Below are 12,965 nucleotides of genomic sequence, written 5' to 3'. Positions count from 1 at the left end.
GGTAAGAGTTCCATTTCCCATTAACACAATAACGGTATGAGCTTACTATCACTACACGTTTAATATTAACAACATTCAGAACTCTTAGTCCACAAAAAAGAACCGATGTGATCAATCGGCTCCTCTAAATACATATTGTTCTTTTGGCGGTTCAACTTTATTCCATTTCGTTACTTCTAATACGGGGATATTCGCATGGAACGGTTGATAAAATTCAGTAGAAATTTCTCCCTCTACTTGAATCCAATCATCGTTTTTCCATTCTACACCTTCTGGCTTTTTCACTAACATACCATATACACCCGAATCCGCTACACAATGTATAATACCGAAACGGAATAAGAAATATTGTTCTTTTTTAGAAGAATCATCTTTGAAAACAAACCCTTTATAAGATAATTGTTTTCCAGTAAACTCGCCTGGATAATTATAAATTGTTTCCATTCCCTTTAGGAAATTTTCATCATTTAACGTTACACTATCTTTCGTTACAAACTCTTTCTTCCCTTTTTCCATTACACCACGGTATCCTTCTTTTCCGTAATAAATACTCGTGTCTGGTCTTAAGAATTGCCTTCTCATAAATGGATCTGTACTTTCTGCTTGCGCAACAGGAAAATGAAATCCTTTCGCCTTAACGATATCTGAATCTAACGTTGCAATCGGGAAAAACAATCCTGAGACTATTGGAAAACAGAACAATGTGTACGAAAATGCTTTTTTCCACCATGTATTCTCATCATTTGAATGATCATGCCCGCAATGGCTATGATCACAACTACAATCTTGTTTTCCTTGTTCTTTCTCATGTTCTTTTTGGAATACGATAATAATTTGAACGACCGTTAAAAACCCTAAAATAATTGCCGCTGTTGTTGATAAATAGGCATACCTCATATTGATATACTTCGTAATATTACCAGAAATATGAAGCTGCGCGATTAAGATTGTAAAACCTAATAATATATACGCTCGAAACATAACCTACCACCCCATCGCATAAATGAGTAGTGAGCTTGCATAAACAACAAGTGTAACTGTAACTGTAACGACAATTACAAATTTCGTTTTAAATGTCGCAAGCATCATAAACATATTTTTAATATCCACCATCGGTCCATATACGAGGAACGCGACAAGTGATGCTGTTGAAAATGTACTTTGGAATGACGAAGCAATAAACGCATCCGCTTCTGAACAAAGTGATAATATGTAAGCAAGCCCCATCATAACAGCTGGTGAAGAGAACGGCCCTTGTCCTATAGCAAGAAGTGTTGAAGTTTGTACGAACGTTTGAACTGCCGCTGCAATTAACGCACCTAATACTAAATATTTTCCCATCGAGAAAAATTCCTCAACAGCATGCGTACATACATCCCACATTTTTTTACGTAATGGACGCTTATGATTCACTTCTGGGAAGTGATCATCTCTTAATTGATGTTCTTTAAACATAAATGATAGTATAATTCCAACGATAATTGCTACGATAATCGCTACAATAGAACGATACCATACCATGTGCATACTGCTTCCAAAGGCAACGTATGTTGCAAATAATACGACCGGATTAATAATTGGCCCAGTTAACATAAATGCAATCCCGGCATATGGTGGAACCCCTTTTCCGATTAACCGCCTTACAATCGGAACGATTCCACATTCACAGCCCGGAAACATCATACCTAAAAAAGTAGCCATTAAAACAGACAGAAATCGGTTTTTTGGCATCCATTTCGCTACCATATCTTCTGTCACAAACATTTGAATGAATCCTGAAATAAATACACCTATTAGCACAAAAGGAAGTGCTTCGATCAATATGGAAATAAAGATTGTATTCATTTGCAGGAATGCTTTCGGTAATTGAAACAATTCCATGATGTATTTCCTCCAACTTTTCATTAACAATATGTAATTTTAACTCCATTTTATTAATTGGACAAGACTTATACGGAATTCACTCCCTTCATATACATTACATTTTATAAGTTATATTCTATTCAAAAATTTGGATTTCATAGCAAAAAAGCTGCTCTAGCGCAGTTACACAACTATGCTAGAGCAGCTTTCTTCTCGTTAAAAGTAACGTTTCTTCCAAAAAACAAACGCTAATGTGAAAGATAGTGTTACACATATTATGAGTACAATTACAAAACCATGTGCTTCCCCTTCAAACGGAACCTTTACGTTCATTCCAAAGAAACTAGAAACCATCGTTGGTAACGATAAAATAATTGTAATAGACGTTAACAGTTTCATAACACTATTTAAATTATTTGATATAACGGAGCTAAAAGTATTCATCATTCCACTTAAAATGTGACTATATATTTCCGCCATTTCAATCGCCTGTTTATTTTCAATTAATACATCTTCTAATAAATCTTGATCGTCTTCATACATTTTTAAAAATGTACTGTTACGCATTAATTTTTGAATTACAATTTTATTCGCCTTTAATGATGTTGTAAAGTAAACTAAACTTTTTTCAAGGCCTAGCAATGTGAAAATCTCTTTATTTTTCATCGACTTATTTAATTGATGCTCTAAATCGATTGTTTTTCTGTTAATTTGCTTTAAGTATCTTAAATAATAAGTAGAAATCGTATATAAGAGCTGCAGTGCAAAGCGTGTCTTTTTAAACGTATAAAATTCTTTAATACGTTGATTAATAAAACGTTCAAAAATTGGATTTTCTTCTAAACAAATTGTCACAAAGCAATCTGGCATTACAATCATACCTATTGGAATCGTGTCATAAATCGAATTTCCTTCTTCATCATGTCTAACTGTTGGAATATCCACGATTATTAAAGTATTATTGTCTTCTTTTTCAATACGAGAGCGTTCTTCATCATCTAAAGGGTCTTTAATGAAATCTAAGTCTACATTTAAAGTTTGTACTAGATATTGAATTTCTTCTTCCGTTGGATGAAGTACATTAATCCAGCAACCCTTTTGCATTTCCTCAACCTCTTGTAGTTTTCCGTTTCGGTCTGTTAAATAAATATTTAACATACTATCACCCCGATTCTTTTTACATGTAGGAATCTACCTCTCTTACAGAACAGTTTTTGAACCGCCATTCTCAGCATATGAAACATACGTTTAAATTTCAATAGAAAAATTATTTTGAAAACGTTTTTATAAGAAAAATATTAGGAACAAAGAAAAAGACAGAGTGCTCTCTGCCTTAAAAAGCTTATGTTGCCTTTATAACATATTTAGAAAGCATCCACAAGTTAAAGCCAACTGAAATCGTGTAACCAGCGTATGTTGAAATAATAAAACTTACATAATCGAAATACGGAAGCAATACAATATTTAAAACTATCTTCACAATAATGCCAATTACTAATCCTAGCACTGTTTTCTGTTGTTGATTAATTCCTTGTAACATCGCTGCTGTTACTGTAAAAAGCGAAAATAGTATACAGGCAGGAGCATAATACTGTAAAATAACTCTTCCCATCTCCGGATCATTTCCGGCACCAAATAAAAGAGTATATACTGGTTTTGCTAACAACATCATTCCAATCGCCGCTGGTACCGTAATACCTACTACTAATACATTCGTCCTCGTAAAATGTTTGTACAGTAACTTCACATTACCTGCTGTATAGGCTTTCGTCATCTCAGGTACGAGAGACATGCTAAAAGCAGTCGCAACGGAAACCGGGATAAGTACAACCATCTGGACAAGACCAATTATCGCATTAATCTTCTCCGCTTCTCCTTGCATATACCCTATTTGTATAAGTAGTTTATTAATTGTAAATGTATCAATCGTCTGATACAACGGAATTGCTAACCCAACTACAACAAACGGTATTGAATATGTAAAAAGCTCCTTATACAACGAGAAGAAAGATTTCGTTGTTTGCGGTATACTTGCCATTTCTTTTTTCTTTAAGTGCTTTCTCCTCTTTATGTAATACGCACTTAAAACGGTTAATCCACCAATCGCTCCCATAAAAGCGCCGAACGTTGAAATACCAACAGCTAGCGAGACAGAAGCTTTTAAAATATATAAAACGACAAAGCTTCCTATCAAAATGGTTAAGACCCGAAAAAATTGCTCGACAACTACACTTAGAGCAGAAGGCCCCATCGATTGGAACCCTTGAAAGAATCCCCTTAATAAACTCATTACCGGTACAAGTATTAACGCAAAACTTACAATTTGAATATTAGTTGTGACTGCCGCTACACTATTCCCTGTTTGATCATTGCCATCGATTACAAGTTTAGCTAAATGTGGAGCTAATATATATAGCGTTAAACATGAAATGACTCCCATTATTAACATAAAAAAGATACCGCTCTTTAACACTCTCTTAACCGTATGATAATCATTAAGTTGATCATATTTTGATACCATTTTTGAAACTGCCAGTGGTAGTCCCATCGTCGCAATGCTGAGCATAATCGTATATGGACGATATGCATACGTGTATAAAACGTACCCACTCGTACCGACCATTGCTGTAAATGGTATTACATATATAAACCCTAACATTTTAGATATCATCGTTGCCATCGTTAAAAATATCGTTCCACGTATAAACGGTGACCCTTTCATCACATTCCTCCGCTACGCTTTATTATTATACATTATGGACAACTCTTTTTTTTTAGAACCGAACCGAAACAAATAAAAAAAAGCCAATGAAAAATCATTGACTTTAACGCGCTGCTTTCTTCTTTTTGAAATACTTCAAACCGAAGTATAGAGCAACAAAAAGAACAGCTCCTATAATTATGTAATGTGTGTAATCAGATGCATACTCTTTAATGTGTCGCCAATTCCCGCCAAGCTTTTCACCTAAGTATATAAATAGTATTGACCATGGAATAATCGCAACTACTGTATACAGTGTAAATAGTTTTAATGGCATCTTGGCTAATCCTGCTGGAATAGAGATTGCATGACGTACGACTGGGATAAAACGTGCAGAAAAGATTACTCCTGCTCCGTAACGTTTAAACCAACCTTCCGCTATGTCTAAATGGTGTTTATTAATAAGTAGATATTTCCCATATTTCTCTACAACTGGACGCCCACCATAGTATCCAAGCCAATATAAAAAGATTTGAGCTAAAGTACCACCGATTGTTCCAGCAATAACTGCACCGACAAAGCTAATTTTACCATCTGCAACTAAAAAGCCCGCATATGAAAGTACAATTTCACTGGGAATAATTTCAATCATTAAAGCTAGCGCTACTCCAAAGTAACCTAAGCTTGCAAAAAATTGCAATAACTGATCTATTATGCTTGCTAACATCTTATTTTCTATCTCCTTTTTTCTTCACATACCATCCCATTATTACATAAAGGTTGCATTCTGCCAATATCTTCATTCCAACAATATTATCGGCTTAAGCATTATTAATCTATTAATGTTTCTTTCTGAGGTTCTTTCATATAGGCAAACATTTCTTTAATTTGCTCTTCTGTATTTCTAGCAATCGATAAAGTAGGCAATTCATTCTCACCAAAAAACTCAACATCTTCTGTTTCAATACTCGTCTTTTTTTCACCACCGATAATCTTACAGCCTATGAAAATTTTATATACATGTGTTGCGGAAGGTGATGGGTGATGTTTTTCTTTATCAAATATAGCGAATAACTTAAAATCATCTACTTCATAGCCTGTCTCCTCTAAAACTTCTTTTGCAGCTACTTCTGTCGGCGTATAACCGATATCAGCCCATCCACCTGGCAATGCCCATTTCCCATCACTTTTTTCTTTCACAAATAATAATTTTTCATTTTGAAAAACAACTGCTCTTATATCAACTTTTGGTGTTTGATAGCCTGTCTCACTTGCAAATAACTTCTCTACAACTTCCCAATCTGTCTTAGTGTAATGTGACATCATCGAAATGGAAATATCCCGTAATTGTTGAAAACGCTCTATATCATACACATCTTTAGAATACGTTAAACCCGCTTGTGCTATAGATTGTATTTGTTTTGCCCAATCAATCCATTTTGTCGTCATGTTTCCACATCCCCATTCTTTATTAAGTACATATTACGTCAATTCTATTGATACATCTTTATTATACAAAAAAAGAGATTGAGAATGTTCCAATCTCTTTCAAAATTAATCCAATGCATGTAAATGATCTTGTATATACTTTCTTCTTTTATTTATATATTCCTCAATCATATCAGCTTCTTGATCAAATATTTCTAATTTTTCTTTCATATATGGATCTTGTAGTAAATATGGACGAATCGATTCACACAAACCTTCTACTTTCGGCATCATAAATGAAACGGTAAATTGTTCTTCTAATATTTCTTCCAAAATACTCCGGTATTGTTTTCTAAATACAGGTATATCTAACAATCTTGCACTTAACGTGTTATAACCTTGAATACGAATATATTCATGATTAAGTGGTCTCCCTTGCACATCTCGCCCCCAAGTCGCATCATAATCCCACGGTATCACTTCAAATAAATTTGTTTCATCGTTGTGATATAGTGCATAGTTGTGAACAAAACCATCAAAGTTTTGCGTAAAAATGACGCCAGCTAACCACCTTAAATATTTGTCTACATGCAAAAACTTCCCAATTTCTTTTTCATAAGCTTCCCTCGACAAAGCATTTGCTTGAAATACAAATTCACTCAGTTGTTCTTCACTATTTTTATTCGAATATTTAAATTCATAACCCGCGAAAAGCTCGGTCTTAACATCTTTATCTCTCTCACTCATTAAAGAAAAATTCGCATCATCATCTATTGCATAATAAATAGAACCACTTGGTAATCCTCTATTTTTCAAAAAGTTTTCATCAACTGATTCTAACTGTAAATATACACCTTGAATTTGACCATTAATTTTTATAAATACATGTTGTGATTTTGGCGAAAGCACACCAATATCGTGAAAAAAGTCTAAAGATAATTTATTTCGTATGAGAGACGGATCCATAAACTCCGAATTTAAATGAAACTCTTTCGCACCTTGAAATTTTTTCGGTTTATAAAACATAACATGATAAGACTTTTTCTCAAATTCACGAATATGAGCACCTCGGTATACGATATCGATGTCATACTTCTTTTTTCCATAAGTTAGTTTTGCTGGCACTGGGCTATCTGACCAAATGTCTTTTTTCAATTCCACTAAGTACATTGGATGAATAAAAAAATCATATGAAGGCAGCATATTTTCTCATCCCTTCTCAGTTCTCTTCATTCAATGTATGCACCTTGTCTTGTCCATCCATCCGCTATCATCTATTTATATAAAATTACACTCTTGTCCTGTTCAGAAAGACGTCATATCTCATATCATGTTAAGGAAAAAGAATACCTTTTCACCTGAATACATGATAAGGAGGATTTCTATGAAACGTGATATTAGAAAAGCGGTTGAAGAAATCAAAAGTGCTGGGATGGAGGATTTCTTACACCAAGATCCAAGTACGTTTGAATGTGATGAAGATTGCTCTTCAAAAATTGAGTGTAGCGATGATTGTAAATGTCCAAGAACAAGATGTACTCGCGTAAAACATTGTACGTTCGTTACAAAATGTACTCATGTAAAAAAATGGACTTTTGTTACGAAATGTACTCGTGTTCGCGTTCAAAAATGGACGTTCGTTACGAAAGTAACACGTAGAAAAGAATGCGTTTTAGTAACAAAACGTACTCGCAGAAAGCATTGTACGTTCGTTACAAAATGTGTGCGCTTTGAAAAGAAATTTTACTGGACAAAACGATGTTACTGTAAAAAATGCGAATTCTTCCCTCACGGACACGGTGGTTCTTGTGATGATTCATGGGATCATGGTAAAGACTGTCACGATGATGGACACAAATGGAACGATTGCAAAGGCGGACATAAATTCCCATCTTGCAAAAACAAGAAATTCGATCACTTCTGGTATAAAAAACGTAATTGCTAGTTTTTATGCCTACAGAAAAAGGCCGCTTTGCGGCCTTTTTTACGTTCATTGAAAATGACTTATATCCGCAAATTGCTTCACTTCCCCTTTACCTTCTTCAAATTCTATTATACTAAGACTAGCACTATGCATAAATGGATCATCCCACACATTTTCTATTTCAATACCCGCAAAATGTCCTACAAGTAGTTTTGCCGCTGCCGCATGGGAAACAATTAATATACTTTCTCCTTTATGCTTTTCTAGAAGAAGCTGTATCCCCTCTATTACCCTTTTATAAACAGACTCAAAATTTTCTCCTGATGTTGACTGAAAAAGATGTGGCTCACACCAAAACAATTGTATTTCGTCTGGGTATTGCCTTTCTATATCATCGACTGTCTGCCCTTCCCATATACCCATGTTAATTTCATAAAAATGCTCATCCGCAATTATCTGTATATTACGATTTCCGTTTATTAACTCTGCAGTATGAAGGGTTCTTTCACTTGGACTACTATAAATCGCATCGATAGATAAATCTTTCATTCGATCTCCTAATTGCTTAGCTTGTAGCATACCGTTTTCGGTTAAAGCAGAATTTTTCCGCCCTTGCATTCGCTTCGCTACATTCCATTCCGTTTCACCGTGCCTTGTTACATATACAGTTGTTTTCATTTCTCATTCCCCCTTACCATGTTGGCCGCAATTCCCACGGTTCTACTCGTCCTACAATCCATTCACCACATTTACTCTCAATTCCTTTTATTACCCCCTCCGATATTTCTTCATGGGTAAGCCATCTCCCGTACGTATCTTCTAATATAAAACCTAATATTATTCTATGGTAGCTACACCGCGTACCTCCTATTTTTTGTGCGGGCATACGCGAAGCTTTACTACCTAAAATATGAAAAACATTGTATGTTTCAGACGATAAGTCTAATTCTCTACAAATGAGTGATAACGTACCCTTCGCACTTGCGTGTATCCATGCGATAACTAATGTTATTGGGCCATTCTGCTCAATTGTACTTTTAATAGCTAACTTTATACCGTCATCATTATGATAATCTAACGGAAGACACGTGATACTTTCTGGCGCAGCACTCTCTCGCTTAACATTTTCTAATTTCACTTCATCTCGTCCAATAATAGAAACATGAAATCCTTGCTCACAAAGCCACATAGAAACTCTCTTTAGCATTCCTGTCCCGCCAATTACTAGCGCATGCAACGTATTTCCTCCCTTAGTAAAATGTCATATGAGCTTTATCTTCCCTATAGTAATTAAGTCGGTCTTGCAATGTCCCTGAATGAAATTCAAACTTATGGCCATCAGGGTCAACAAAATATATAGACTCACAATCTCTTACATCTCGTTCTCTTCCTTGTAAAATATGAACATCGTTTTCATCTAATCGCTGCATTAGACGTTCAAAGTCTTTCTGTTCAACTGAAAACGCAATATGCGTATAAGATTGATGAATCTCATTTCTCGGAATATGTGTTTCTTCATTAAGTGCTACCCATACCCCACATATATTGAAATATGCGAGTTTTCTCCCTTTAACTAATAATTCCCCTTCCAATACTTTTTCGTAAAATGTAATAGAATCTTCTAAATTAGATACTGAAAAACAAAGATGATTGATTCCTTTTAGCAACTCTAATTCCTCCTATACAAATAAAAAATGAGCGAAAATTCACTCATCTTTTATTATACTATTTCTTTGTAATATATGCCCATTTATAACTGAAGTCCCCACCAAACGTATGATTCGCAATACCTTTCACGTATGGTTTTTCTAAATATGCCGTACTTTGTTGGTACGCAGGAGAAATAGCAGCATCTTGACCAATTAAGATTTTTTCAGCTTCTGCAAGGGCATTCCAGCGTGCTTTATCATCTTTTAATAGCTCTCCTTTTGATTTCGCTACTAAATCATCATACTTCGGATTAGAATAATCCATTTCATTAAATGAGCTTCCCGTAACAAACATATCAATATAAGTCATTGGATCCGGATAGTCCGGACTCCATGCGGATAATGAGAATTCATATTCAAATTTCTTTTCTAACTCTAGCTTCTGTTTATATGGTTGTTGTTTCAAATTCACTTTAATACCAGGTAAATTTTTCTCTAACTCTTCTTTAATAAAGTCGCCCACTTTTTTACGGCTACCGTTATCATCATTTAGAAATTCTACTGTAATTGTATCTTGGCCAAGCTCTTTTTTCGCTTCTTCCCATAATTTTTTTGCTTTTTCTGCATTATCTTTGCTGTCACGGAAATTTTTATTTACAGTACGGAAATCTTTTCCATCTGGTCCTGTCGTAAATTTCTCAGGTACTAAGAAATATGCTGGTAATGATCCGTCATTTAAAATAACATTGGCAATTCCTTTTTTATCGTATGCCAGATCAATCGCTTCACGAACTTTTTGGTTTTTAAACGTTGCATTTTTTTGGTTAAAACGTAAGAAATACATACGTGGATCTAACTTCGTTTTAAATTCATCTGGCTTATTCTTTTTATATTTATCAACGAATTCAGAACTTAAAATAACTCGATCTGCTTGATCACTATCATATAAATTTACTCCTGTGCTCGTTTCCTTCACAATATTCACATTAATTTCTTCTAACTTCACAGTATCTTTATCCCAATAATTAGGGTTTTTCTTTAGCTGATAGCTTCGTTCATGTTTCCATTCACTCATCGTAAATGGTCCATTATATAATAGTTTATCTGCTTCTAATGCATATTTATCCCCTTGTTCTTTCACATATTTTTCATTTAAAGGGAAAAATGTTGGGAATGAAGTAAGCTCAAGGAAATATGGTGCTGGTTGTTCTAATTCTACTACTAACGTTTTATCATCCTTTGCTTTTACTCCTAATTGATCTAACGGTAATTCTCCCTTATTTACTTTCTGTGCATTTTTCACATCAAATAAAATAAATGCATACTCAGCTGCCGTTGCTTTATCTAATGCGCGTTGCCATGCATATACAAAATCTTGCGCTCGAACTGGATCCCCATTAGACCACTTTGCATCTCGTAATTCAAATGTATATGTCGTTTTATCTTCACTAATCTTCACATCTTTTGCCATACCCGGAGTTGGTTTATTATCCTTATCTAAACGATATAATCCTTCCATTGCATTGACAAAGGCACGGAATGATACAGAGTCTGTCGATTTTGACGTATCCATTGAAGGAATTTCTGCTGCTTCTAATAAGTTTAAAACTTGCTTATCTGCTGCTCCCTTACCTGCTTCTTTCTTCGTTGTAGATGCCTTCTCCCCATTTCCGCAACCTGCAACTAATACACTTGTTGATAATGCAACTGCAGCAATCGTTGTTACCTTTCTCTTCATTCTTCCTTCCCCCAATCTATATGTATAAATGAAAGCTAGTATAATACATATTATTATACAAAAGATTCAGATTATTTCAAATATTATTTTTGTACAGTAAAAAAAGAAGCGGATAGAACGCCCTTCTATCCGCTTCTTTTTCTATTCCTTTTACTTGTAATCCATCCTCTATGTCAAATGGATTTTGAACTTTAAATATTTCGTCCATTATCTTCAAAAACTCTTCCTCATTTTTGGATTCGCCATTAATCGTCAATGAGTACGGCTCAATCTCACCCAATTTATAATCAACAACAAATTGGATCTTCACCTTTTTCCTTGGCATATCAGGACTTTCTCCTTGGAACTCTACCAATTCTAATCCTTCGGTGCCACGATAATATACCCAACCTGGATTTCTAAAATAATTTTCAAACGATTCACCAATGGAAAAGAACGGATATTCATATAGTGAGCCTGCACGAACCTTTTGTATAATATCTCGATCAGTCGGGAAAAAGAAATGGCTGAAAAAGATACTAGCAACCGCTAAAATCGTAACGATGGTTGCTCCCATTTTACTCGTTCCACCACTATCACGGATGAGATACTTCTCAACCGATTCATCTTGAATTTCTCGTGCTTTTATTCGATATATACGCCTTTCTGCAAATTGATAATATAATCCATTCGCAAAAATCGCCATTCCAAATAAAATAAAAACGAGTAATAGAAACGTAAGAGGCACCATATTAATGATTGGCAACGCTACGTTGAATCCCATGTAATAAGAAAACGCATCACACGCTAATAATAACAATATAAATAAAGCTGCAGGTACATAATACTTACGATATCCAAGCCAACCCACATTGAAAATAGCTGCCCAACCATTCCAGCTCCACCTAGCAATCCTCTTATCCTCAAGCTCCCATTTCCTTTTGTAATACGGATATTGTCTCCCTACATATACTTCTAATTCTTTGTCTATTAGCGAGCTTCCTTCACCTTGTTCAGTATGCAAAGTCCGCTGGCAACTTTCACAATTCAACTGATTTCCCTTGCAAAGTTGCCCACAATTTATACACTTCAAAACAATCCCTCTTCTCATCCATACGTCATTTCAAAATACCTTCGTGTTTTAATAACCACTCTTTCCTCCATAAACCACCAGCATACCCAACAAGCTTCCCGCTCTTTCCTATTACACGATGACACGGAACGATAATTGAAATTGGATTACGACTATTCGCTCCTCCTATCGCTCGTACAGCTTTCGTATTTCCGACCTTCTCTGCAATATCTAAATATGAAGCACTTACGCCATAAGGAATAGTATAGAGCGCATCCCATACATTTTTTTGAAATGATGTTCCCTCAGCAGACAAAGGGACCGTGAACTCTTTTCTTTTCCCCTTAAAATATTCATCTAGCTCATTTATACATTGATCTATCATTTCATTTTTATGTTCTTCTTGTCTCTCATCAACAAATATAACAGACATAATTCCTTTATCGTTCGCTGTAATTTCCAGCAAACCTAATTCACTTTCATAATAAGCCTGGTACATATGTCATCCTCCAATTCAATTCATATTAATTATTGTAACACGAATAGACAAAATTTTTCGTATAAGCGTTTTATTAGGGAAAACAAAAAAGAGAATGATACAATGTAAGAAA

14 protein-coding genes are annotated in these 12,965 nt (G+C 34.9%); 1 reads left to right on the top strand and 13 read right to left on the bottom strand.

Annotation, left to right across the window (positions count from 1 at the left end):
* Window positions 1-111: 111 nt before the first annotated feature.
* The 7 genes from FS742_RS02675 to cotH all read right to left on the bottom strand — a co-directional run bounded on the left by FS742_RS02675 (window position 112) and on the right by cotH (window position 7,195).
* Complete coding sequence (locus FS742_RS02675; RefSeq protein ID WP_144611093.1) at window positions 112-981, bottom strand: TIGR03943 family putative permease subunit; 870 nt, start codon at window positions 979-981, stop codon at window positions 112-114.
* 3 nt (window positions 982-984) lie between these two features.
* Complete coding sequence (locus FS742_RS02670) at window positions 985-1,881, bottom strand: permease (RefSeq protein WP_000418724.1); 897 nt, start codon at window positions 1,879-1,881, stop codon at window positions 985-987.
* Between the two features lie 198 nt (window positions 1,882-2,079).
* A complete protein-coding gene (locus tag FS742_RS02665) occupies window positions 2,080-3,021 on the bottom strand; it encodes a magnesium transporter CorA family protein (RefSeq protein WP_000932392.1) in 942 nt (313 codons plus the stop codon).
* A 184-nt stretch (window positions 3,022-3,205) separates the two neighbouring features.
* Window positions 3,206-4,585, bottom strand: coding sequence for a putative polysaccharide biosynthesis protein (locus tag FS742_RS02660; protein ID WP_144611092.1), 1,380 nt, complete (start codon window positions 4,583-4,585; stop codon window positions 3,206-3,208).
* A gap of 103 nt (window positions 4,586-4,688) precedes the next feature.
* A complete protein-coding gene (gene uptA / locus FS742_RS02655; protein WP_000881202.1) occupies window positions 4,689-5,291 on the bottom strand; it encodes an undecaprenyl phosphate transporter UptA in 603 nt (200 codons plus the stop codon).
* A gap of 104 nt (window positions 5,292-5,395) precedes the next feature.
* Window positions 5,396-6,013 carry an NUDIX hydrolase N-terminal domain-containing protein gene (locus FS742_RS02650; protein WP_144611091.1) on the bottom strand — a complete coding sequence of 206 codons (618 nt, stop codon included), beginning with the start codon at window positions 6,011-6,013 and terminating at the stop codon, window positions 5,396-5,398.
* Between the two features lie 105 nt (window positions 6,014-6,118).
* A complete protein-coding gene (gene cotH / locus FS742_RS02645; RefSeq protein WP_144611090.1) occupies window positions 6,119-7,195 on the bottom strand; it encodes a spore coat protein CotH in 1,077 nt (358 codons plus the stop codon).
* A gap of 181 nt (window positions 7,196-7,376) precedes the next feature.
* Between cotH and exsB the strand changes: the two genes are divergently transcribed.
* On the top strand, window positions 7,377-7,937 hold the full coding sequence (exsB, locus tag FS742_RS02640; protein WP_076537042.1) for an exosporium protein ExsB: 561 nt from the start codon (window positions 7,377-7,379) through the stop codon (window positions 7,935-7,937).
* Between the two features lie 45 nt (window positions 7,938-7,982).
* Here the strand turns inward: exsB and FS742_RS02635 are convergent, their stop codons facing one another.
* The 6 genes from FS742_RS02635 to FS742_RS02610 all read right to left on the bottom strand — a co-directional run bounded on the left by FS742_RS02635 (window position 7,983) and on the right by FS742_RS02610 (window position 12,853).
* Complete coding sequence (locus FS742_RS02635) at window positions 7,983-8,594, bottom strand: phosphoserine phosphatase 1 (protein ID WP_144611089.1); 612 nt, start codon at window positions 8,592-8,594, stop codon at window positions 7,983-7,985.
* A 13-nt stretch (window positions 8,595-8,607) separates the two neighbouring features.
* Entirely contained in the window at window positions 8,608-9,153 is a 546-nt protein-coding gene (locus FS742_RS02630; protein ID WP_144611088.1) for a short-chain dehydrogenase, read from the bottom strand.
* Window positions 9,154-9,166: 13 nt separating this feature from the next.
* Window positions 9,167-9,583 (bottom strand): FosBx1 family fosfomycin resistance bacillithiol transferase, encoded by a 417-nt coding sequence (gene fosB, locus FS742_RS02625; protein WP_144611087.1) that lies wholly within the window; start codon window positions 9,581-9,583, stop codon window positions 9,167-9,169.
* Window positions 9,584-9,641: 58 nt separating this feature from the next.
* Complete coding sequence (locus tag FS742_RS02620) at window positions 9,642-11,303, bottom strand: peptide ABC transporter substrate-binding protein (RefSeq protein WP_144611086.1); 1,662 nt, start codon at window positions 11,301-11,303, stop codon at window positions 9,642-9,644.
* Window positions 11,304-11,379: 76 nt separating this feature from the next.
* Window positions 11,380-12,393, bottom strand: a complete 1,014-nt coding sequence (locus FS742_RS02615) for a DUF2628 domain-containing protein (protein ID WP_144611085.1) — start codon at window positions 12,391-12,393, stop codon at window positions 11,380-11,382.
* Between the two features lie 7 nt (window positions 12,394-12,400).
* A complete protein-coding gene (locus tag FS742_RS02610; RefSeq protein WP_144611084.1) occupies window positions 12,401-12,853 on the bottom strand; it encodes a methylated-DNA--[protein]-cysteine S-methyltransferase in 453 nt (150 codons plus the stop codon).
* Window positions 12,854-12,965: the final 112 nt, after the last annotated feature.

The organism is Bacillus cereus, from assembly GCF_007678085.1.
Taxonomy (GTDB): Bacteria; Bacillota; Bacilli; order Bacillales; family Bacillaceae_G; genus Bacillus_A; species Bacillus_A cereus_BE.
This window is presented reverse-complemented; position numbering and strand designations above follow the sequence as displayed.